The 22,347-nt window shown below is 37.6% G+C and carries 19 protein-coding genes; 8 read left to right on the top strand and 11 right to left on the bottom strand.

Annotation, left to right across the window (positions count from 1 at the left end; translation table 11 throughout):
• Nucleotides 1-25 precede the first annotated feature (25 nt).
• A complete protein-coding gene (locus ELS83_RS08230; protein ID WP_171595061.1) occupies nucleotides 26-1,462 on the top strand; it encodes an MATE family efflux transporter in 1,437 nt (478 codons plus the stop codon).
• A 65-nt stretch (nucleotides 1,463-1,527) separates the two neighbouring features.
• Here ELS83_RS08230 and ELS83_RS08225 read toward each other — a convergent pair whose 3' ends face one another.
• From ELS83_RS08225 to ELS83_RS08205, 5 genes are all read right to left on the bottom strand, one after another.
• The gene (locus ELS83_RS08225; protein WP_171595060.1) at nucleotides 1,528-1,989 is read right to left on the bottom strand and encodes a pyridoxamine 5'-phosphate oxidase family protein; all 462 of its coding nucleotides are present in this window, start codon (nucleotides 1,987-1,989) and stop codon (nucleotides 1,528-1,530) included.
• A gap of 55 nt (nucleotides 1,990-2,044) precedes the next feature.
• On the bottom strand, nucleotides 2,045-4,015 hold the full coding sequence (locus ELS83_RS08220; RefSeq protein ID WP_171595059.1) for a response regulator: 1,971 nt from the start codon (nucleotides 4,013-4,015) through the stop codon (nucleotides 2,045-2,047).
• Nucleotides 4,016-4,127: 112 nt separating this feature from the next.
• Entirely contained in the window at nucleotides 4,128-5,288 is a 1,161-nt protein-coding gene (locus tag ELS83_RS08215) for a sensor histidine kinase (protein WP_171595058.1), read from the bottom strand.
• 14 nt (nucleotides 5,289-5,302) lie between these two features.
• Nucleotides 5,303-5,734 (bottom strand): hypothetical protein, encoded by a 432-nt coding sequence (locus ELS83_RS08210; RefSeq protein WP_171595057.1) that lies wholly within the window; start codon nucleotides 5,732-5,734, stop codon nucleotides 5,303-5,305.
• Nucleotides 5,731-6,375 (bottom strand): cobalamin B12-binding domain-containing protein, encoded by a 645-nt coding sequence (locus ELS83_RS08205; RefSeq protein ID WP_171595056.1) that lies wholly within the window; start codon nucleotides 6,373-6,375, stop codon nucleotides 5,731-5,733. The genes ELS83_RS08210 and ELS83_RS08205 overlap by 4 nt, the downstream gene beginning before the upstream one ends.
• 313 nt (nucleotides 6,376-6,688) lie before the next feature.
• On the opposite strand from ELS83_RS08205, the gene ELS83_RS08200 reads away from it, so the two are divergent.
• Nucleotides 6,689-9,046 carry a PAS domain-containing sensor histidine kinase gene (locus ELS83_RS08200; RefSeq protein ID WP_171595055.1) on the top strand — a complete coding sequence of 786 codons (2,358 nt, stop codon included), beginning with the start codon at nucleotides 6,689-6,691 and terminating at the stop codon, nucleotides 9,044-9,046.
• Nucleotides 9,047-9,104: 58 nt separating this feature from the next.
• Here ELS83_RS08200 and rlmD read toward each other — a convergent pair whose 3' ends face one another.
• On the bottom strand, nucleotides 9,105-10,514 hold the full coding sequence (rlmD, locus tag ELS83_RS08195) for a 23S rRNA (uracil(1939)-C(5))-methyltransferase RlmD (protein WP_171595054.1): 1,410 nt from the start codon (nucleotides 10,512-10,514) through the stop codon (nucleotides 9,105-9,107).
• 173 nt (nucleotides 10,515-10,687) lie between these two features.
• Between rlmD and ELS83_RS08190 the strand changes: the two genes are divergently transcribed.
• Complete coding sequence (locus tag ELS83_RS08190) at nucleotides 10,688-11,803, top strand: glycoside hydrolase family protein (RefSeq protein WP_171595053.1); 1,116 nt, start codon at nucleotides 10,688-10,690, stop codon at nucleotides 11,801-11,803.
• A gap of 37 nt (nucleotides 11,804-11,840) precedes the next feature.
• Here the strand turns inward: ELS83_RS08190 and ELS83_RS08185 are convergent, their stop codons facing one another.
• Nucleotides 11,841-12,284, bottom strand: a complete 444-nt coding sequence (locus tag ELS83_RS08185; protein WP_171595052.1) for an STAS/SEC14 domain-containing protein — start codon at nucleotides 12,282-12,284, stop codon at nucleotides 11,841-11,843.
• Between the two features lie 178 nt (nucleotides 12,285-12,462).
• Between ELS83_RS08185 and ELS83_RS08180 the strand changes: the two genes are divergently transcribed.
• The 5 genes from ELS83_RS08180 (at nucleotide 12,463) to ELS83_RS08160 (ending at nucleotide 18,384) form a co-directional block, all read left to right on the top strand.
• Complete coding sequence (locus ELS83_RS08180; RefSeq protein WP_171595051.1) at nucleotides 12,463-13,203, top strand: AAA family ATPase; 741 nt, start codon at nucleotides 12,463-12,465, stop codon at nucleotides 13,201-13,203.
• Nucleotides 13,204-13,323: 120 nt separating this feature from the next.
• Entirely contained in the window at nucleotides 13,324-15,264 is a 1,941-nt protein-coding gene (locus tag ELS83_RS08175) for an ABC-F family ATP-binding cassette domain-containing protein (RefSeq protein WP_171595050.1), read from the top strand.
• A gap of 135 nt (nucleotides 15,265-15,399) precedes the next feature.
• A complete protein-coding gene (locus tag ELS83_RS08170) occupies nucleotides 15,400-16,647 on the top strand; it encodes a DUF418 domain-containing protein (protein WP_171595049.1) in 1,248 nt (415 codons plus the stop codon).
• Nucleotides 16,648-17,388: a 23S rRNA (guanosine(2251)-2'-O)-methyltransferase RlmB gene (gene rlmB, locus ELS83_RS08165; RefSeq protein ID WP_171595048.1), complete on the top strand. Its 741-nt coding sequence runs from the start codon at nucleotides 16,648-16,650 to the stop codon at nucleotides 17,386-17,388. It begins immediately after the preceding gene.
• A gap of 135 nt (nucleotides 17,389-17,523) precedes the next feature.
• Nucleotides 17,524-18,384, top strand: a complete 861-nt coding sequence (locus ELS83_RS08160) for a tetratricopeptide repeat protein (RefSeq protein ID WP_171595047.1) — start codon at nucleotides 17,524-17,526, stop codon at nucleotides 18,382-18,384.
• A gap of 29 nt (nucleotides 18,385-18,413) precedes the next feature.
• Here ELS83_RS08160 and ELS83_RS08155 read toward each other — a convergent pair whose 3' ends face one another.
• From ELS83_RS08155 to ELS83_RS08140, 4 genes are all read right to left on the bottom strand, one after another.
• Nucleotides 18,414-19,787: a 4Fe-4S dicluster domain-containing protein gene (locus ELS83_RS08155; protein ID WP_171595046.1), complete on the bottom strand. Its 1,374-nt coding sequence runs from the start codon at nucleotides 19,785-19,787 to the stop codon at nucleotides 18,414-18,416.
• Nucleotides 19,788-20,114: 327 nt separating this feature from the next.
• On the bottom strand, nucleotides 20,115-21,200 hold the full coding sequence (locus tag ELS83_RS08150) for a 3-oxoacyl-ACP synthase III family protein (protein ID WP_171595045.1): 1,086 nt from the start codon (nucleotides 21,198-21,200) through the stop codon (nucleotides 20,115-20,117).
• A 266-nt stretch (nucleotides 21,201-21,466) separates the two neighbouring features.
• Entirely contained in the window at nucleotides 21,467-22,021 is a 555-nt protein-coding gene (locus ELS83_RS08145; RefSeq protein ID WP_171595044.1) for a chalcone isomerase family protein, read from the bottom strand.
• Between the two features lie 31 nt (nucleotides 22,022-22,052).
• Nucleotides 22,053-22,346, bottom strand: a complete 294-nt coding sequence (locus ELS83_RS08140; RefSeq protein WP_171595043.1) for a PQ-loop domain-containing transporter — start codon at nucleotides 22,344-22,346, stop codon at nucleotides 22,053-22,055.
• Between the last annotated feature and the right edge of the window lies 1 nt (nucleotide 22,347).

Raw genomic sequence — 22,347 nt, 5'->3', positions numbered from 1 at the left:
ATTCATCATCATAAGCGAAAACCTAATGCAACAAAATATAAAGGATAAAAGAACAAAAATAGAAGGAATTGATCGCCTGGCTCAATTCATTAAATTAGTAAAGGAAGCCCTTTCGGGCGAAGAGAGAGATTATACCAATGGAAACATTAGAAAGGCCTTATTTATGTTGGCCATTCCAATGGTATTGGAAATGATCTTCGAATCGGTTTTTGCTGTGGCCGATATCTTTTTTGTATCTCAACTTGGCGACGATGCTGTTGCCACTGTGGGAATTACAGAATCGATAACAACCATAGTATATGCCATTGGTTTTGGGCTATCAATGGCCACAACAGCACTGGTTGCCCGAAGAGTGGGCGAAAAGAAATATTCAAAAGCAGCTAAAGTTTCTGTTCAGGCCATTGCAACAGGAGCAATCGCATCGGTGTTTATTGCATTTGTAGGCATTTTCTTTTCGAAAGACCTGCTTCGATTAATGGGAGCCAACTCAACTATCGTGAACGAGATGTCGGGTTATGCAAGCATCATTTTGGGCAGTAACATGATTATCATGCTGCTGTTTATTAACAATGCCATATTTCGTTCGGCTGGCGATGCTGCACTTTCCATGCGAGTTTTAATTATTGCCAACTGCTTGAATATTGTTTTGGATCCATTGCTGATTTTTGGATTAGGACCTATTCCAGGAATGGGAGTGGAAGGGGCTGCAATTGCAACTTGTATTGGTAGGGGAGTGGCCGTAATTTATCAGTTTGTTTTGCTTTTTAAAGGGGTTGGAAAAATTCACATCAAAAAAGAGCATTTTACCCTACGATGGAAAACCATTCAGAAACTGATCAATCTATCGCTCGGAGGAATTGGGCAAAACATTATTGCAACATCCAGCTGGATTGGTTTAATGAGAATTATGGCAGAATTTGGAAGTGCCGCTATTGCTGGTTATACCATTGCCATCCGCATTTTAATTTTTATTCTCCTGCCTTCCTGGGGATTGAGCAATGCGGCAGCAACACTGGTAGGGCAAAATTTGGGTGCCAACCAGGCCGAAAGAGCTGAGAAATCGGTATGGGCAGCAGGAAAAATCAATGTCATATTCCTGGGATTAATAGGAGTGCTTTTCTTCTTGTTTCCACGATTTTTTATCGAGCTGTTTACCCTCGACCAGGGAATTGTTGAAAATGGGATACAGGCGCTAAAAATTATTAGCTGTGGGTTTATTTTTTACGGTATGGGAATGGTGCTGCTGAACGCGATTAACGGGGCCGGCGATACCCAAACACCAACCTTATTAAATCTGATTAGCTTCTGGATTGTTGAAATTCCGGTAGCTTACCTCTTGGCCATTCAGTTCGGATGGAATCAGGATGGAGTTTTTTATTCCATCATTATTGCCGAAGCTGTACTTACTTTAATTGCCTTGTACTGGTTTAAAACCGGCAGGTGGAAATTAAAGAAGGTGTAAATAAATCCTTTTAAGGAAATTGAGTTAAGCTTCATCGGGAATCTTTTTCTGATGAAGCTTATTTTTTACCAATCACCTGCCTGTTTGCCACTAAACTCATTAATTTTTACTTTCAGAATCAGTACTTTATCAACTGCTTTGGGATGGTAAGAATTATCGGCTTTGCCAGAATGATTCATAATCACATCCAAGCCTTTACATTTTTCATCGAAATCATCAATCATTTCAACTTCTCCTGTTCCAATAATCGAACGATATTTTGTAGTCCATTGGCACGATTCTTCATGAGGAATAATTTCACTGCCCCTTTCAATTTGAAAACCTACCTTATTGTTCTTCCTTAAAAGATCAATTTTCTTGCCTTCTTTGGCGCAATGAATAAAGAGTGAATTATCGGCATAACCGTAATTCAAAGCTACAATATATGGGTAAGGATGGTTGCTAATGGCCAGGCGGCAAATGTTCGCCCCTTTCAATATTTCCTCTAGCAACTTAGGATCAGTTATTTCTCGTTCTTTTCGTCTCATGTTAATGTGGTTTTATTACTGATATAAACCTACAAAATAATGAGAAAAGAATTGCTTAATTGGATTGACTCAAATGTTTTTGTACAATCTCTGAGAAGGATTGAAAGGTAATTGGCTTGGCTAAAAAGTCGTTACAACCAGCATTAAATGCTTGCCTCTTATCGTCGGACATGGCATGAGCAGTTTGGGCAATTACAGGAATGGTTTTATTTGTTTTACGGATTTCCCTGGTGGCCTGTAAACCGTTCATAACCGGCATTTTTATATCCATTAAGATCAAATCCACTTTAATATCGTTATTGATAATATCAACAGCATCTTTGCCATTTTCGGCATGTAAAATATTGTAATTGTATTCACTCAGTAAATCTCTTACATAGATATAGTTTGAAGGTTCATCTTCAACCACAAGAATTGTTTTTCCACTGGTGTGATAAAAGAATTCATCGGCCTTTATCTTTTTATTTACCTGTTTAGTGGAAGTAGGCAAATAAGGAAGTTCGAAATAAAAACATGCACCAGTTCCTTCTTCCGACTCAAGCCATATTTTACCACCAAACAGCTCTACAATACCTTGGGCAATAGAAAGACCAAGACCTGTTCCGGTTGGAAGTGTTGCTTCCTGTAAATCGGTTTGCCTGAAGCGTTCAAAAATTAAATGATGAAAATCTTTCGGGATACCAATACCTGTATCGCGAACATGCATGACTAGCCTGTTTTCGTGTACTTGGTAGCCAAATTCAATTTCGCCCTCATTGGTAAACTTGATCGAATTTTCCAATAAATTGGAGAACACCTGGGAAAGCCTTGTGATATCGGTGGATATAAAACTCGAGTAATCGTCTAATGCTTTCAACGTTTTGAGCTCAATCCCTTTTTTACCAGTCGCAATTGAAAATTGCTGGTGAAGTTTATCGATAATTTCGTTCAGCATTGCAATTTCGTAACTTAAACTAAATTGTTTTGCTTCAATTTTCGAAATATCAACAATATCAGATATAATCGTTAGCAACCTCTGACCGCCATTGTCAATCATATCTAAATACAGTTTTTTCTTTTCTCGTGGAAGGTCATCTTTATGCAAGAACTCCGAAAAACCCAGGATCGAATTTAAGGGCGTCCTGATTTCGTGTGACATATTTGCCAGGAAAGCCGATTTTAGCTGTTCACTTTCTTCCGCTTTTTCTTTTGCTTCTTTTAATTCAGAAGTACGCTGTTCAATTTGTTTGTCGAGTTCTTTGTTAAAATCGTTGAGTTTTTGATAGGAAGATTTTAGTTTCTTGGAAGTAATTCCTAAAATTTCCTGTTCACTCTTGTTCTGAATGTTCTGAATTAAATCATCTTCATTCGTAAAAATGGTACTAATTTCATCGATAAAGCGATGAATTGGTCTGGAAATACTTTTGGAAAGCCAAAGTGCAGTACCAATACTTATCAGTAATATTAATGAAATACTGGTAATGAGGATGGCAAAACTTTTTTGCTCCGATTCCAGGGTACTTAGATAGAATTCATCAGCTTTGTTTTGTGCAAAATCGGTCAGGATTTTTGTTTTTTCGAATAGTAGATTTACATGGAACGCTCCTCGTCCTCGTGTAATGTCCGCGGCTCTTTCATCATGTCCACCTTTTTTGAGCATGATTACTTCATTTCTGATTTTTTCCCAATCGCGATAAGCCTGGTAGGCATCATTTACAACTTCTTTTTCGCCTAAAAAGCGTTCCTGTACAACCTTAAAGGAAGTGTAAACTTGTCTGTCATGCTTGTTGACCACTAAAATCGATTCGTATAATTCTTCGATATTTTTGGCAAGCACAACATCTTTCATCGAACGATGAATGGCATTAATGCTGATGTTAATGTCACGAACAGAATTACTTACAGCTAGTGGATGACGGTAGATAGCTTCTGTTTTCTTGCTTATGTTTTTAATTTCGATAAAAGAAATTATTCCAATAATAAAGCTAAAAAACAGGATGAGAGAAAAGCCTAAAATTAGTCGGGTTTGAAATTTGAGTCCTTTCATAATGAGTGTGGTTGTTGGTTATTTAAGTAGTCGTTAGATTGTAACTTCAATATAATCAACAAAATATAGAATTGCAAGTTAAGTTTTTATGAACTGAAAGGATTCAAGTAAGTTAGTTTGACCTTTGTGGAAGGCGAAAAATAATTGTACTTCCTTCACCGGGAGTCGAATTAATTTCAAATTCTCCACCATGCCTGGTGATAAATTCTTTGCACATTAATAATCCCAGCCCTGTTCCTTTTTCATTCTTTGTGCCGGCTTTACTCTTGATTTCGGAGGACCCAACAATTCTTTGAACCTCTTTCTCTGTCATTCCGATTCCTGTATCAGAAATTCTAAATTCCATATGTTTTTGCTTTTGCTCGATATTCATAGATACTCTTCCCCCTGTCGAAGTAAATTTAATGGCATTGGCTATCAAGTTTCTTAGAATAACTGAAAGCATGTCGTAATCTGCATAAACGAAATCCTGGCTGTGATGCAAGATATCCAAATGAATATTCTTTTCGCTTGCCCTTGATTTAACCTGTTTATAAATTGGTGTCAGGATTTCTGCCAGGGCAAAGGATTTTGGGGTATAAGGAATTTTACCACTGTTTGAGTTTTGCCAATTCAAAATGTCTTCGAGTAAGTGGTAGGACTGTGTTGAAATTTCATTGATAATTTTGGCATATTTTTGAATGGACTCCTGATCCAAAGTATCAAGGTCGTCAACCAAAAGAGATGAGAAGCCAAGTAGAGAATTGAAAGGACTTTTTAAATCATGGGCCAAAATGGATAAAAACAAATCTTTGTTGTTGTTGAGTTCTTCTAATTTTTGATTGCTTTCGTGAAGTTGATTCAGAGTTTCTTCCAGTTCATGATTCTTAAGAATCAAATCTCGTTGCAGGGTATTTACTTCTCGGTTGAGCTCTGCCATTTGCTTATTCTGATCGAGCAGCTCCAGAACTTTTGCACCGGCAAGAATTAGGATTTCATCTTTTTTTCGATATACATGAGCATATAGCGAAGTATTTACTGTTTGCAAATCGCCAATGGTAATGTAACCCACAAAAATTGGATTAGGATCAGTATCCAATTCAAGTAAAGTTCGAATATTTGGATTGATAAAGGCCTGCAGTCTGTTCTTGCCTAGTAGTTGAGACATCGAATCGTTCAGGTACAAAATTTCCTCATTGTCGTTTAAAAGTATGATATATACCAGCTCTTCATTTGAAATGACACTGGCGATTTCATGTTGCCAACCTTGAATGATGCGATTGATGTTTGACATATGCCTTTACTATATTATTTGCTCAATTTCGAAAAATGCTGAATGTTGGAGTGCATCCAATCATAAAGGGGCATTATTTCTTTACAAGATTGAAGGGGTAAATATTCCTCTAAGGATTTTTTCCATGATTCAAGTTGAACGGGCCAGTATTTTGTGTTAAAACCATGATTCTGATAAGCTTTAAATACCCAAATAATGGTTTCGACCAATACTTGAGCATTAAAATTAGCCATAAGAGAAGCCATAAAATCCAGGTGGTTTTTATGATTATCCTTCATCATGTCCAGGTTTTCATCACCTATCAGGGTTTTTAAATCAGCTTGTTCTGTCATTAAGTCGTTTACCCTGGCAATTAGTTTGTCGGCATTTTTATGGTAGTCTTCGAGAGCTTTGTCCCCAATTTTAGGAATTTGATTCGCACTAGATATCAAATCTGATTTATTCATGCTGAAAGTGTTTTTATGAATTTTTCGGTGTGAAAAGTGTCTTGTAACAAAACAACATTTTCATATTGAGCTATGGTTTCTTCTCCTCCATGTCGAAAGGCTTGTCCGCCAACTGCAATTAGATGTTTAGGAAATTTTGTTCTGATCGCAAGTATCAGTTTTTCCAATGCGGGCAAATGAGAATAAATACTTAAGGATACGGCAAATACATCAGGTTGTATAAGAGAGGCAAACTTTACAAGTTCTCTATTTGGAGTATTGGCTCCAAGAAAATACGATTTCCAACCATTTTTTTCAAAAACATCACCAATCATTTTAATGCCAATTTGGTGGAATTCGTTTTCTACGCAAGCGGTTAAAACCGTGTTTTTTTTGTTTGCCGAATGCTTAAGCTTTAGCTGTAAATCATTGAGAATAGATTCGATAATTCCCGAGGATAAATGCTCGGTTGCCACACTTATTTTATTGGCTTCCCATAAATCGCCAACCTCGTACATTGCTTTTTTAATCATCTCTTCGTAAATGATCAACAAAGGGAACTGTTTCTCCCAGTGCTCATTAATGATATGATGACACTGATTTCGATCGCCAAGAAGCAATGAGTTGATAAATTGGTGGTAAGTTTCAGTAGTAATAGTCATGTTGTAGTTTCAATGCTTTTATCCCTTTAATTTACCGTATTTTTTTTTAAGATTCTATTCATATTACAATTACTTCCTGTTATTAATGAACATATCTATGATTTTTAAGTAGATAAAATAGTAAACAAAATGAAGGATAGTGGGCTTAGGGTTATTTAAAGTAAGTGAGTAAATTGTAATTTTGTAAGCATTTATGAATCATTTATTTAATAAAATCATTATCTTTTTAAAACAATTTCTATGTTTAGTCGTATTGATTCATGTAAGCATTTAATTAGACTGTAAATACTACTCTTAAATCTAACGATATATAATGTCTGGCACTACTACTACCCAATTAAAAATTTCCAATGCTGTTTTAAGTAAATGGCAGGATGTGTTGGATTTAACTTCTAAATCATTCAATATATCCAATGTGTTTATAACCCGTGTAAGTAATTCCGATATTGAGTTGCTTTTGAAAAGCAATTCCAGTCAGAAGGAATTCAAACTGGGTGTAAAAGAACGACTCGATTCTTCCCATTATGGAAAGGTATTCACAAGCGATAAAAAGCTTGGAGCCGATGATTTTTTATTGGAAAACTCCAATGAAATCACCTACCTGGGATATCCTTTAAAGGCTGATAACGGCCAATGGTTTGGCAGCTTGTGCATTGTTGATAAAAACAAGCGAAAGTTCGATTCTGCAGTAAAGAAATTCTTTAAGGAATTTAAAAACATGATAGAAGAAGACTTAAGTTCCTTGAAAAACAAAAAGGATAAAGCGCTAGTCAGCTTATCTAAAGATCATTTGCTTATAGAAGAGCATAGATTGGAAAATGAAAAGTTGGTAGAACAGCTTATTCAGAGTGAAAGGAAATACAAAACTCTTTTTTCATCTACGAATTCTGCAATTGTAATTTTCGAAGCAGTACAAAATGAAGCAGGTGATTTGGTCGATCTGATTTATAAGGATATGAATCCTGCCAATGAAAAAATTATAGAAATATCGAGAGAAAATGCGGTTGGCAAAACCTTATTGGATTTGTTCCCCAATACTGAACCTGAATGGATTGCGCATTTTAATACGGTAATCAAAGATAATAAGAACACAAGCTTTTACTCCTATCATTCCGATATTGGAAAATACATTTATACCGATTCATTCCCTTTAAACGAAAAGGAGTTTGTTGTTTCGGCTGTTGACTTAACCGATAAGGTCAAACTGCAGGAAAAGCTAAGCGAGGTTGAAAATCGTTACAAGAATATCTTTTATTCCAGCTCATCGGTAATGATGCTGATTTCGCTCGAAGATGGAGCCATAAAAGATGTGAATGATGAGGCTTGTGAATTTTATGGGTATAGCAAAAGACAATTACAGAACCTGAAAATTTGGGATTTAAATATTGGAGGACAATCAACTGCCTGGAAAAATATTGAGAAAGTAATCAAAAACCCAAGGGGAACCTGCAAGGCAAAACATCGCACCGCATCTAAAGAGGTGAAGGAAGTAGAGGTGAATGCCAATATTGTACAGTTTGAAGGAAAGGAATTATTACACTGTGTGGTTAGAGACGTAACCACCAGGAATAAAAACCTTCTAAAAATTACAAAATTATCGAATGCTGTAGAGCAAAGCCCGGTTTCCATAGTAATTACAAACCTGGATGGTGATATTGAATATGTAAACCCAAGAACCTGTAAAGTTACTGGTTACGAAATTGAAGAATTGCTAGGAAAAAATCCAAGAATTTTAAAATCAGGAAAGCAATCGGCTGATGTATATCGCGATTTGTGGGGTAAAATATCCTCAGGAATGAAATGGGAAGGAGAGTTTTTCAACAAAACCAAAAATGGTAGTTATTACTGGGAATCAGCATCGATTTCGCCGGTTCTCGACGAAGCGCAAAAAATTATTGGCTATATCAAAGTTGGACTCGATATCACTGAAAAGAAAAATACCGAAGCAAAATTAACGCATGCTCTTTTAAAAGCTGAAGAAAACGACAGGTTAAAAAGTGCTTTCCTGGCCAACCTAAGTCACGAGGTGAGAACTCCATTAAACGGAATTTTAGGTTTTACCGATTTTATTAGCGACGAGAAAGTTACGGCCGAAGAACGCAAAGAGTATGGTACCATCATTAAAGATTGTGGAAATCAGCTGATGACAATTATGGATGATATCTTGAATGCCTCGCTTCTGGAGGCCAAACAGCTCGATTTAAATATTGAAACGGTGTGTATCGATCATTTGCTCGATGGAATTAAAGATCTTCACCAATTAGAGGCGAACAGAAAAAAATTGAACATTCAATTGGATCATTTGTACAATGCCAAGTTGAGGATACAAACAGATAAAGGGAAACTGGTTCAGGTATTGAACAATCTCATACAGAATGCGATAAAATTTACCAATGTTGGAGAAATTATTATTGGTTGCGAAAACCTGAAAGATACGGTTTTGTTTTACGTACAGGATTCAGGAATTGGAATATCACCCGAGCATCAGAAAATCATTTTCAGCAGGTTCCGACAAATCGAAAATCACCTTACACGAGAGCATGGAGGAATTGGATTGGGGCTTTCCATATCCAAGCAAATTGTAGAATTCCTTGGCGGTGAATTATGGGTGGAATCGGATGTTGGCAGAGGTTCAAAATTTAGTTTTACCATACCCAAAAAAATAGGATAATAAAAAAGCTCGCAAGAATCATTTGCGAGCTTTTTTATTTTTTCCTTTTTAGGAATTGTTATCTTTTCTCCAACTGCACAATATTCTCCACATGATGTGTGTGTGGGAACATATCTACAGCCTGTACTTTTGTTACTTTATAGCTTTCGTCCATCATGGCCAAATCGCGTGCCTGGGTTGCCGAATTACAACTTACGTAAACAATTCGTTTTGGAGCAGCGTGCAGAATGGTTTCAACAACATCTGCGTGCATTCCTGCTCTTGGCGGATCAACAATCATGGTATCCGGCTGACCGTGAAGTTCGATAAATTCTTTGGTCAGTACCTTTTTCATATCACCGGCAAAGAATTTTGTATTGTCAATTCCGTTAATTTCAGAGTTTACCTTAGCATCTTCAATGGCTTCTGGTACGTACTCAATACCAATAACCTGTTTTGCTTTTTTCGCCACAAAATTCGCAATTGTTCCGGTTCCTGTGTACAAATCGTAAACTACTTCGTCGCCTGTAAGCTCAGCAAATTCCCTTGTTTTGCAATACAACTCATAAGCCTGGTCCGAATTGGTCTGATAGAATGATTTAGGTCCAATCTTGAACTTCAAATCTTCCATTTGCTCAAAAATATGATCGCGTCCTTTAAACAAGATTACATCCTGATCGGTAATGGTATCGTTCGCCTTTTCGTTAATCACATACATTAATGATGTGATTTCAGGGAATTTTTCTACCAGGTGGTTCAATAAAGCTTCTCTCTTTTCAACATCTTCGTGATAGAAAGTAACGATTACCATGTTTTCACCTGTTGATGCAGTTCGAATGATCAAAGTTCTCAAAAATCCTTCATGGTTGCGAATGTCGAAAAAGCTTAAGTCGTTGGCAAAAGCAAATTTTTTAATCGCCAAACGAATGGCATTCGAAGGTTCCGGCTGCAGGTGACATTTGTTGATGTCAACAATCTTATCAAATAATCTTGGCACATGGAAACCAACCGCAGGAGTACGATTTAGATCCTCACCACTGGCAATTTCTTCATTGGTTAGGTAGCGTTTGCTCGAGAAAGTATATTCCAGTTTGTTGCGGTAGAATTCAGTTTTAGCCGATGCCAGAATATCATTCACTTCAGGCAATTCTACTTTACCAATACGCTCCAAATTGTCGATTACTTCCTGCTGTTTGAACTTTAACTGTTCTTCGTAAGGCAGGTTTTGCCACTTGCATCCACCACAAACACCAAAATGTTCGCAAAAAGCATCCTTCTTTAAAGGCGAATGTTCGTGAAAAAAAACAGGATTACCTTCCATATAACTTTTGCGTTTTTTGGTCACCTGTACATCCACTACATCGCCCGGAATCACGTTTGTTACAAACAATACTTTTTCTTCCACTTTTGCGATGGCCTTTCCCTCGGCGGCTAACTTCTCAATTCTAATGTTTTGCAGAAGGGGTTTTCTGTTTCTTCTTCTTCCCACTTGTTATCTATTTTTAATTTGGGCACAAAGATATAAAAAGTCGAACAGTCGAAAAGTTGAATCGTCAAAAAGTATTACTGTATTTCTCGATACTTTAATCTTGATACATGTAAGTTTAATTTGTTATCTTTAGCGAGTATTCCAAAGCCACAAATCTTATTTATAATCTTACTATGAACAAGCTACTTGCTGTTATCAGTTTGTTGTTGTTGGTGTCTTGTGGTACCAATCAATCAACAAAAGTTCCATGTTTTGCATGGTTAGGTGGTCCTGGCGAAGCAACAGACACCGAACTGTTGGAAAAATTTACCGATTTAAAAGAAAAAGGGATTGATGGATTGATGTACAACGGAGGTCACGATCCGGCCGTTTATCAACGTGTTGGGAAAATTGCCAAAGAGGTTGGACTGGAGTTCCATACCTGGATACCAACAATGGTGCAGGGCAGAGACAAGAATATCCCTGCTGAATTGTATGCCGTAAATGGCAATGGGGAATCGGCTTACGATAAACCAGCCTATGTGGATCATTATACTTTTTTGTGCCCCAATAAAGAGGAGGTTTATAAATTTCTATCGAATTTGTATGTGACCATTGCCCGATTGCCCGAAGTAGACGGTGTACATTTGGATTATATCCGTTACCCGGATGTGATTCTTGCAAAGGGCCTATGGAACAAATATGATTTGGTGATGGATAAGGAATATCCCGATTTTGATTATTGCTATTGCGATAAATGCAAGGCCGATTTTAAAGCAAAAACAGGAATCGAAATTACCGATCAGGCAGAAGCGAGAGAGCTTCAGGAGTGGAAAAAATTCCGCCAGGATCTGATTACAAAAATTGTAAACCGCCTGGTAGAAGATGTGCATGCACAAGGAAAAGACATTACGGCTGCAGTATTTCCGGGACCACATTCGCATGCTGTAAAAATGGTGCGCCAGGAGTGGGATCAATGGAATCTGGATGCATTTCTGCCAATGAATTACAACGATTTTTACCTGGAAGGAACAGAGTGGATTGGTAAAATGTGTAAAGAATCAGTAGAGAGTTTAAATGGAGAACGACCAGTGTACAGTGGCCTGTTTATTTGTCCTAATCCTGCAACTAAATTAAAAGAGGCCGATCCGGAAAACCACGGTCTGTTGCCAGAAGAAATAGGCGAGGCAATTCGCGAATCAATGGTAAATGGTGCTACAGGAATTTGCTTGTTTACACCAGGTAGAATGACCGATGAACATTGGGTAGAGTTCGAAAAAGCAATCTATAAAGACTATTCGAAACAGTAAAATATAAAAAAGGAGAGTTGTAAAAACTCTCCTTTTTTTATGAAGCTTTTCTTAAAACAAGCTTCGATAATGCTTTGTGGACACTTAAAGTTTTTTGTTGATCAGTTTTGCGATTCAGCCAATCGGTTGCTGAACTCTCCATGCTAAAAATTTTAATCGATGTTCCCAGGTGTTTTACCCCATCCATAAACAACATGGTTTGCACAACCTGATCGGGACTATCAGCCAAAACTGCAATTTTATTGATATAACGATACAGTTTGTCATCGTTAAAAAAATCAGTGTAGATCTTGCTGGCTTCTATCGATGCTTTTAGGTTTACATTCTTCACATCAATTAAAACATCCACATTGGTTTTAATATCCAGAAGAGAAAACATCTGTTGAAATTCAGCAATTAATTCAGTACGGATAATTTTTCCACTGCAAGCAATAATTAACTGCTTTTCATTCTTCAAATACGAATAACGTATATATTTCATCTCTACCTCAACAATTCAATTATTATTTATTACAGAGTAAGTTGAATTACAAAATGGTCCGCAAATGTAATTCTTTTCTAAAACTCTCAAAATGATCTTGTTTAGGTTTACGGATAAAATACTAAGTTTGCAGAATTAAATTAACAACAACAAAATACAGCAAACACAATAATTAAGCATGAATCACTTGTTTATACCCAACAAAGGAAAAGTTGATTTGAACGATGTAGTTTTTGACGAACGACTTTTTTCGCAGATTTCTCAGTTTATGAGAGAATATGAACATGTTGAAATCCTTACAAAGTACGGATTGCCTGTTATCAACAAGATTTTACTATACGGAAAATCGGGTTGTGGTAAAACCATGACAGCCAAGGCAATTGCCAATAAACTGAATAAAAAAATCAAGACAATTAATCTTGGGAACATTATTTCTTCCAAACTGGGAGAAACCTCAAGAAATATTGCTTCGGCTTTTAAAATGATCGAAACCCAGGAAGCAGTTTTATTCTTCGATGAATTCGATTCTTTGGGAAAAGAACGCAATTACGACAATACCGATAGTAGCGAAATGAAACGAGTTGTAAACGGTATGATTCAGATGATGGACCATTTGCCAAAGAATTCGATCATGATTGCTGCTACCAATCAAATTGACATGATTGATGAGGCGTTGATTCGTAGATTCGAATTGAAATTGGAGTTTCAGAATCCGAAAAAACAGGATTTGGATCGTTTATACGATAAGCTGTTGGCCAGATTTCCTGAGGAGTATGCCAAAGTAAATCGCGTGTACGATATTTCCTTTGCCGAAGCAGAAAATATTGTAATGACTGAAGTGAAAGAGAATATCATTCAGTCGGAAATGTTAAAAAAAGCCACAATTGGCGAAGAAGTAGCTGTTGAAACTCATCTGTAAACAATTTTCTTCTTTAGTACTAAACAAGTCCTGAAACCTAATGACAAATAGTGTTGAACTGAGCATGATTAATTGTTCATTCTTCATTATTTTTGTCGCCATATCTAAAATCGGAACAGAATGATCTCTATAAATAATCTTACAGTTGAATTTGGTGGTTTTACTCTTTTTAAAGAGGTTAGTTTTCTTGTGAATTCAAGAGACAGAATTGGCCTTGTTGGAAAAAACGGTGCTGGTAAATCAACTTTGTTAAAGATATTTGCAGGATTACAGGGAGCTACCAAAGGAAATGTTTCCATCCCTTCCGAAATTAAGATTGGATATCTGCCTCAGCAAATGAACCATGTAGATGGCAGAACCGTAATGGAGGAAACTCTTACAGCTTTCGAAGAAGTTTTAGGCCTGGAGAAGGAGATTGCCAAAATTAATGCTGAAATTGCTGAACGTACCGATTACGAGTCGGAAGAGTACATGAAGCTGATTAACAGTTTGACTGATAAGAACGACCGTTACCACATGATGGGTGGTGAAAATGTTGATGCAGAAGCGGAGAAAACTCTGATGGGACTTGGTTTTGTGCGTAGTGACTTTGACAGACAAACCGAAGAGTTTAGCGGTGGTTGGCGAATGCGTATCGAGCTGGCAAAGATTCTTTTGCGCCGACCTGATGTATTTCTGCTCGATGAGCCTACCAACCATTTGGATATTGAATCGATTCAATGGCTGGAGGATTTTCTGAAAGTGTATCCGGGAGCCGTGGTTTTGGTATCGCACGACCGTGCATTTTTGGATAATATCACCAACAGAACAGTTGAGATTTCTGTAGGGAAAATATACGATTACAAAGTTCCTTATTCTGAGTATGTTGTTTTGCATGCAGAGCGTCGCGAACAACAAATGAAGGCCTATATTAATCAGCAAAAGATGATTAAGGATACCGAAGATTTCATCGAAAGATTTAGGTATAAAGCTACAAAAGCTGTGCAGGTTCAGTCGAGAATCAAACAACTCGAAAAGCTGGATAGAATTGAGGTGGATGAGGAAGATTTATCGAAACTGAATTTGAAATTTCCACCAGCACCTCGCTCTGGCGATTTGGTTTGTGAAGCCAAGGGTTTAAGTAAGGCTTATGGAGAGCATTTGGTTTTGAGTGAACTCGAGTTTGTAATAGAAAGAGGAGAAAAACTTGCCTTTGTTGGAAAGAATGGTGAAGGAAAATCAACACTGGTTAAGGTCTTGATGGGAGAGTTGGAATACAGCGGTTTGTGTAAGATTGGCCACAATGTTAAAATCGGTTATTTTGCCCAAAATCAGGCCCAGCTTTTAGACGAAAACAAAACCGTTTTCGATACCATAGACGATGTTGCTGTTGGCGACGTAAGAACAAAAATCAGGGATATTCTGGGTGCATTTATGTTCCGGGGCGAGGATGTTGACAAGAAGGTGAAAGTGCTTTCGGGTGGTGAAAGATCCCGATTGGCCATGATTCGTCTGCTACTTGAACCAGTAAATTTATTGGTGCTCGATGAGCCTACCAACCATTTGGATATGAAATCGAAAGATGTGTTGAAAGAGGCCTTGTCGCAGTTTGAAGGAACAGTGATTGTGGTTTCTCACGACCGTGAATTTTTAGATGGTTTGGCATCGAAGGTTTATGAATTTGGGAATAAAAAAATCAAAGAACACCTTGGCGGGATTTACGACTTCCTTCGCGCCAAAAGAATGGAATCGCTACAGGAACTTGAGGTAAAAAAGGCGATTGTACAGGAGAAGGTGGAAGAAGCACCATCTGAAAATAAATTGAACTACCTGGAACGAAAAGAACTGAGCAAGAAAATTACCAAAATGGAGCGCAATGTGGCCAAAGCTGAAGAAAACATTGCAAAATTCGAAGAGCAGATTGCTGAAATGGAAGAACTGCTTTCGAATCCTGAGAAAATGCAGGATCAATCCTTATTTACCCAATACGAAGATGCCAAGCAGGACCTTGAGAAAGAAATGATGGCCTGGGAAGAGTTCAATGAACAATTGGAGGAATTGATAGCAGAGCGTGGGGAGTAGGAGTTTTCTGCAGATCAAAAAAGCTTATTCTGTTTTTTAAAGATATATGGATATTTTCGTGTAGCTGTATTCTGCCCGGGAATTATCTTTATGATTAAATGTTTGCGCGAAAAGTGCTAACTTGAAAACAAAAAAATGCAAAAACCACATCCTGCCCCAACTGCCCTGAAAGAAAGAATTCGTTCGCTTGATATTCTACGAGGCTTTGCTCTTTTAGGAATTCTTTTTATCAACATACAACTGTTTTCTTTGCCGAATGCTTCTTTTGCCAATCCTTTGGTTTTGGGCGAAATGAGTAGTTTGGATCATTTTTCATATTGGTTTGTGCATGTTTTTGCTGAGCTAAAATTCATGACGATATTCTCTATTCTTTTTGGAGCAGGAATGTTGCTTTTTGTGAATCGATTGGCCGAAAAAGAAATGGATGGAGCAAAAATCCACATTAGAAGAATGATGTGGCTCTTGCTTTTTGGAATGATACATGCCTATTTTATTTGGTTTGGCGATATCCTGGTTGCCTATTCAATTATCGGATTAATTGTGCTGTTAATGCGCAAAATGAAAGACGCCTGGAAATTGGTTCTGGTCGTGTTTTTGTATTTTATTCCAATGTTGTTTTTCTATGCTGTAGGTGGTTTTTTCCAAACAATGCCCGAATCGATGCTGGAAGAATCAATGGCGGAAATGCTTCCTTCTGCGGAAGCTTTAGCGGCAGAAATTGAATTGTATCAGAATGGCTCGTGGTTCGAGATCTTTATCAAAAGGGCCGAGTTGAATATAAACTACCAGGTAGGATCATTCTTTATGCTTTCAATTTGGAGAACAACAGGAATGATGCTGTTGGGAATGGTGCTGTTGAACCAGGGGATTTTATCAGCAAAAAAAACGAAATTGTTTTATACAATATTAGCAGTTTTGGGAATTGGAGTAGGAGCTATCATCTCGCATTTTGGAGTACAGGAAATGTCTGAACACAGGTGGGAAGTAATCCATTATTTCAAGTACGGATATCAATACAATTACTTTTCAAGCATCTTCACTTCCTTAGGGTACATTGGTTTAATCATTTTGATTTACCAATTAAATGTGCTTAAATTTTTAATGAAAGGTCTCGAAGCAGTTGGTCGATTGGCTTTTACGAACTACCTTTGCCAATCCGTAATTTGTTCCATCATTTTTTATAGTTACGGCTTTGGATTATTCGGCGAGTTTACAAGATTCGAGTTGCTTTTCTGGATGATTGGAATCTGGATTTTCCAAATGGCTTCTTCCTATATTTGGTTGAAGTATTATAGAATGGGACCATTGGAATGGTTGTGGAGATACCTAACCTACAAGGAAAAACCGCAATTGAGATTAAGTGTAAAATCAAGTTTTAGATAGATGGCTAAACAAAAACAGGAGATGTTGTTCGGAATTAGAGCAACAATGGAAGCAATTAAAAGTGGTAAAGAAATTGAAAAGGTATTGATCCGTAAAGGATTAACCGGTCGTTTGTATCAGGACCTATTCGATTTGATTCGTGACGAGAATGTAGAGTACCAGTTTGTTCCAGCTGAGAAAATCAACTCATTGAATCAAAAAAATAACCAGGGTGTAGTAACTTTGGTGGCACCAATTGCTTACCAGGAGGTAGAAGATGTTGTGCCACAGATTATGGCCGAAGGAAGAACGCCTTTGATCCTGATTCTGGATCAGATTACTGATGTGAGAAACTTTGGAGCCATTGCGCGTTCTGCCGAGTGTGCTGGTGTTGATGCCATTATCATTCCATTTAAGAACTCAGCTAAAATTACCCCTGATTCGATAAAAACTTCGGCAGGAGCATTATATCAAATCCCGGTTTGCCGTGTTCAAAACTTAAAAACTTGTGTTCGTAACCTAAAGAAGGAAGGAATAAGAATTGTTGCTTCTACCGAAAAGGCAGAACAATTTTATACCGAAGCCGATTTAACCCTTGCAACGGCCATTATTATGGGATCGGAAGATACTGGTATTGATGAGGCTTTGCTTCGTTTGGCGGACGAAAAGGTGAAAGTGCCAATTTTGGGGCAGATTGAATCCTTGAATGTATCGGTTGCAGCTTCATTAATGGTTTACGAAGCGGTTCGACAAAGAAAATAAAGCGATCAGGTCAAAAAATATTGTAACGCAGGAATAAACTTTCTGCGTTTTTTTGTGTCTAATTGTGAATGATGATTCACCCTAAACGACTTAATAAGCGTCAGAATAGTAGAGAATCATTAACAAACTTGAATTATGAAAGGAATATTTACATCTCTATTGGTCTTGTTTTCGTTGATTTTGTATGCACAAGATTTCGACACCGAATTGAATAAGGCGAACAGCAAGTTTTTCGAAAAAAAATACAAAGAAGCTTTACACGATTACCAAAAATTGGTGGAAAGTGGTATTGGAGATCGCATGCAAAAATCGTGGGCATATGGCTATATTGGTGTTTGCCAGCAGGAACTGGGAAATATTGAGGAGGCAAAAACAAACTACAGAAAGGCTATGGAAATGGGTACTCCAGGTCCGAGTTTTTATTCAAAATGCCTGGCCATTTATAAATCGGAAAAGAATATTGAAGGCCAGGAATTTGTACTGCTGGCCAAAAAAGTAAATATGCCTCACGAATATCGAAAGGCCGTGAAGAGTTTATCTTACCTGTACATGAACTCAAAACAGTTCGAGAAATTATTGCCTGTTTGCGAAGAATTGATTGCATGGTATCCTACAAATCACAAGTATCATTATTTCAAAGCAGTTGCGCATCAAAAGTTAAAAGATTTGGAGAGTGCGAAGACTGAATATCGAAAGGCAATTGAACTAAAGCCAAGCGATGCCAGCTCTAATATGAACCTGGGAATGATTTTGTTTTTAAAAGCCAATGCTGGATACGACAAAGCGGTAAAATCCTATGAATCCCTGGCAAAGCCAAGTGATGATGATTATCAGAAATGTAAGCAGAAATTGGCCGTTTATCGCAAGAAAATGCGAGAAGCAGAACCCATGTTACTGATTGCTTACAAAGCCAAGCCCAACAAAAACTTGAAGAACGCCTTGTATAACCTGTATAAAAAGTGCAACGATTTTGAGACTGCAAAGCAGTATCAGTAAATCAAGATCAACCAATGGCGCAGGAATATTTATTTCTGCGCTTTTTCATGATTTGGAATCCAGGATGGAAGCTCGGCCGATTTTGGTTTTCTCCCATAAAAGAAATCATCCAGATGCACTGCCAACATTCTGAAAAGAGATGATTTTTTAATGCCGAATCGAATGAAATTGTGCAGCAAGTTGTCGGGATGAGAATAAGGACAGCATGCCATGCAACGACCACAATCGGTTCCGGCTTTGCACCAGTAGGTAAAACAGGATTCCGAATTGATCTGCCATCTCTTAATGCCATTTACCAATTTCGGATCATCAAAAGAAATGGATTTGCTTGGACACACCTCGGCGCACTTCTTACATTGCAAACAAAAGTCGAGCATCGAGTTGTCTTTTATCCTTGTGTCTGTTCGCAGTTTAAAATCTGTACTAACCACACCCAATCTCACCCTTGGACCTTCTTTGGGAGTCATTAGTAAGCCCATTCTGCCAATTTCGCCCAAACCGGCATCGCGAGCTACCAACGGACAAACCAATTGGTAGTTGCCATCGATATGAGCGCGGGCCGAAAAGCCCATGCTTCGAAGAAATTGTGCCAGCTGAACGGCAATTCGTCCAGCTTCTAAATATTGCTGTGCCGATTCCATTACAATGGAGGATTGTGGCGCCGCTGCCACCATCTCCTGGCTCATTTCAACCGTAAATGCGATGGCATGACTGTGAACACTCTCAATGGGATTGCCGTACTCTTCACCTCTTCCTTTATGCGAATAGAAGTGATAGTTTTCCAGTTTGGTGATACCAACATCCAATGCTCCCAGTTTTTTGCTCCAGTCTTTAAGGAATTTGCTTAGTTCACTACTGCTGATATCAGACTTGCTGTGATGAACCGGTCCATCTACCGAATTTTTAAACTGCTCAACTGCAAAAAAGCTAGAATTACCTGCTTTATATGCTACTTCATTATAGAAAATCGATTTTTCAGCCGTTAAACCTGGTTCTTTTCTAAACCCATTGTCAAGATCCAGCTTGTCGGGGTTTTTAGAATAGTACTCCTTGTATCGATCTGTATTCACTTTAAGCTCATTTCTGGCAAACATGATATCTCTTTCATCAATCTGATGTTTTGGAATATCATCGGTGATCTGAGCTTTTTTACCAAAAGAGATAAAGAATAAAATGCCCATTAGTACAAGGTCGGCACTAAGTATTAATGCAACAATTTCCCAATTGTAAAACCAGCTTAGAAAGTAAATAGGTGGCAGTAACAAGGCCAATAAAAGTGCTCTGAATGCAGCCCTGTTTTCCTTTTCCTGGTAAAAAATGATAGATGCGTAAACTAATCCTGCCAACAGAATAATCGAAAAAATCAGGCAGGTAAGGATTGATATTTGATAGATTAGGCTCATTAGAATAAGGTTAGAGCGGAAAGATAAAGGATTTTTTCAGGGAATCCATTTGGTGCATCTAATTTGGATTCTTTCTCGTCATTTTCGGACAAAAAATTACCCGAACCAAGTAGTCTTGATTCGGGTAATATTTATAGTAATTTTAGGGTTAGAATGCAATTTTAAAATCAAATCTGATAATATCCTATTCTCCTCAATCCCTTTTATTCTCTAGCCTCTATCAGATTCAGCCCTGCTAATTTAGAAAAATTATTTTTGAATCCAACACTTTTAGATAAATCTTTATTAAAAAAGATAAAATTTTAACATTTCATACATGCTTTAACATCAAACCTTATAAACGAATGAATTGATATTCATTCCTGCTCCAACCGATGCAAAAACAACGTAATCGCCTTCATTCAGATTGTGTCCATTTAGTGTTCCTTTTGCAATTTGATCGTAAAGCACCGGCACTGTGGCAACCGAATTATTACCCATGTTTTTTAGGATAATTGGCATGATATCTTCTGGTACTTCTCTCTCTTTGTACAGTCTGAATAAGCGTTTACCAATGGCTTCGTCCATTTTTTCGTTTGCCTGGTGTATTAAGATTTTCTTAATGTCTTTGATGTCTAAACCAGCCTTATCGATACTTTCCTTTACAACACCCGGAACATTGGTAATGGCATATTCATAAATTTTACGTCCGAACATCTTAATGAAATGGCTGTTACTGTTTCCTTCAAAATCGGCATTGTCAGAAATGTCTGATCTTAAAAAATAGGCCTGATCTTTTGTGTCTGTTCTCATGGCATGTGACAGGATGCCCGTATTTTCATCCGATTCGTAAGCTTCCAAAATGGTTGCTCCGGCACCATCAGAATAAATCATACTGTCTCTGTCGTGCGGATCGCAAACACGCGAAAGCGTTTCTGCACCAATTACCAATACCCTGTCGGCGTCGCCCGATTTAATGTAATAGTTGGCCTGAATCATTAACTGAACCCAACCTGGACAGCCAAAAAGAATATCGTAGGCAATACACTTTGGGTTTTCGATTTGCAGAAGGTTTTTCACTTTTGCAGCCAGGCAAGGTAGCTGGTTGGTTAAAGTAGAATTTGGCTTGATATCGCCATAATTATGCGCAACCAGAATGTAATCGATACTTTCTTTATCGATGTTCGAAGAATCGAGCGCATCTTTTGCGGCCAGGTAAGCCAAATCGGATGCCTGCTGCTTTTCGGTAGCGTATTTTCTCTCCTCAATTCCGGTAATCTCGCGGAACTTTTCGATGACTTCCTCGTTTGGAGTTTCAATTTTTTGTCCGTTCGGTTCAAAAAAATCATGGTTCAAAAAGTGGGAGTTTTTTACTTCGATACTAGGTAAATAGCTACCTGAACCTACAATTTTTGAAAATCTCTTGGTACTCATTGTCATTGTTTTTGTTTCATAAATGTGCGCAATTTATGTGCGCAAAATATTAGCTCAAGAAACAGATTTCTAAAGTCCGAAAGAGTTGTAATAAAAGTTATCCCGCAGGATAATAAGTTTGGTGTGTGCGCTAAGATAGAGTTTTTTTTCGAACCGCATTTGTAAATGCATTATTTAGAATACAATTCCCATGTTTACACAAAGCAATAAAATATGGACGAATAAAAAAGGAGTGACTTAATATCACTCCTTATTCTATTTTGCTTCTACTTTAAAAGATCTTCTTTCAAATTTTTATCGGCAGGTTTATCGCAGAGCCAAATTCCAAAAAGTGCCTTTTTAAAATCCAGGCCATTAATCTCTTTTTTCAGCTCGCCATTTTTATAAACCAGTGTTCCTTCGTCCGGATTGTAAACAAATTCGAATACATCCTTCTTTTCCACTCCACTTAAGAATACCGATAAGAAATCGTTGATCCTGGAATCGACGGCTTTTGTGTTGTTTTTGGTAGAGTTTTTGAAACCATCGCGTGTGGCTTTTTCCATTTTCTCAGCAGTTATTAAACCCGAAATAATTTCAAGTCGTATGCCCATGCACTTGTCTTCATTAATAATTTGCATGGCATCATTGCTTTTGTTTTCAAGATATAATCCCATTGCATACATATCCATCCAAAGTTTTACTCTGGTTCCAGCTCCCTGTAAATGCATTTTGGTCTCCTTAACCATCATTTCCGATGGCAGTTCAACATTACCAACTTTGGTTTGAGCGAATGAGCATAAACTGCTTAGTATAAGAATAAGGGTAAAAAATTTCTTCATATCAATTTTGGATTAAGCTTAGATTTCGTGTTTATGAATAAATTAATTTGGCATAGCAGAGGTAAAAGGTGGCCACAATATTTACCATATAGTTTAGCCAAAGTGGGTATTGCCTCTTGCCCGAATTTAAATCGCCATTCACAATATAGATAAAAGTAAAGAGTACTCCAAAAGCCCACATCAGCAGAAATGGCCAGTTAAAGCTGTCTACATCATGTGTTTTCCAGGTCTGAACAACCTGTGGAATCACCCCGATACTTAGTATAATGTTTCCAAACCAGCCTAAGGATTCGAAAAAGGTGAGATTTTTAAGAAAATTTTTCATT

Origin of the sequence: Marinifilum caeruleilacunae, from assembly GCF_013141825.1 — a bacterium.
Classification (GTDB): domain Bacteria; phylum Bacteroidota; class Bacteroidia; order Bacteroidales; family Marinifilaceae; genus Marinifilum; species Marinifilum caeruleilacunae.
The sequence above is the reverse complement of the archived record's forward strand: the minus strand, read 5'-3'. Positions and strand labels throughout refer to the sequence as shown.

Bases quoted from the DNA above. Each gene is read 5' to 3' on its own strand.
- ELS83_RS08200 (WP_171595055.1), top strand. From the start codon at position 6,689: ATGTCTGGCACTACTACTACCCAATTAAAAATTTCCAATGCTGTTTTA.
- ELS83_RS08215 (WP_171595058.1), bottom strand. From the start codon at position 5,288: ATGTCAAACATCAATCGCATCATTCAAGGTTGGCAACATGAAATCGCC.
- ELS83_RS08170 (WP_171595049.1), top strand. From the start codon at position 15,400: ATGCAAAAACCACATCCTGCCCCAACTGCCCTGAAAGAAAGAATTCGT.
- ELS83_RS08185 (WP_171595052.1), bottom strand. From the start codon at position 12,284: ATGAAATATATACGTTATTCGTATTTGAAGAATGAAAAGCAGTTAATT.
- ELS83_RS08230 (WP_171595061.1), top strand. From the start codon at position 26: ATGCAACAAAATATAAAGGATAAAAGAACAAAAATAGAAGGAATTGAT.
- ELS83_RS08160 (WP_171595047.1), top strand. From the start codon at position 17,524: ATGAAAGGAATATTTACATCTCTATTGGTCTTGTTTTCGTTGATTTTG.
- rlmB (WP_171595048.1), top strand. From the start codon at position 16,648: ATGGCTAAACAAAAACAGGAGATGTTGTTCGGAATTAGAGCAACAATG.
- ELS83_RS08225 (WP_171595060.1), bottom strand. From the start codon at position 1,989: ATGAGACGAAAAGAACGAGAAATAACTGATCCTAAGTTGCTAGAGGAA.
- ELS83_RS08190 (WP_171595053.1), top strand. From the start codon at position 10,688: ATGAACAAGCTACTTGCTGTTATCAGTTTGTTGTTGTTGGTGTCTTGT.
- ELS83_RS08210 (WP_171595057.1), bottom strand. From the start codon at position 5,734: ATGAATAAATCAGATTTGATATCTAGTGCGAATCAAATTCCTAAAATT.
- ELS83_RS08145 (WP_171595044.1), bottom strand. From the start codon at position 22,021: ATGAAGAAATTTTTTACCCTTATTCTTATACTAAGCAGTTTATGCTCA.
- ELS83_RS08175 (WP_171595050.1), top strand. From the start codon at position 13,324: ATGATCTCTATAAATAATCTTACAGTTGAATTTGGTGGTTTTACTCTT.
- ELS83_RS08180 (WP_171595051.1), top strand. From the start codon at position 12,463: ATGAATCACTTGTTTATACCCAACAAAGGAAAAGTTGATTTGAACGAT.
- ELS83_RS08155 (WP_171595046.1), bottom strand. From the start codon at position 19,787: ATGAGCCTAATCTATCAAATATCAATCCTTACCTGCCTGATTTTTTCG.
- ELS83_RS08140 (WP_171595043.1), bottom strand. From the start codon at position 22,346: ATGAAAAATTTTCTTAAAAATCTCACCTTTTTCGAATCCTTAGGCTGG.
- ELS83_RS08150 (WP_171595045.1), bottom strand. From the start codon at position 21,200: ATGAGTACCAAGAGATTTTCAAAAATTGTAGGTTCAGGTAGCTATTTA.
- ELS83_RS08205 (WP_171595056.1), bottom strand. From the start codon at position 6,375: ATGACTATTACTACTGAAACTTACCACCAATTTATCAACTCATTGCTT.
- ELS83_RS08220 (WP_171595059.1), bottom strand. From the start codon at position 4,015: ATGAAAGGACTCAAATTTCAAACCCGACTAATTTTAGGCTTTTCTCTC.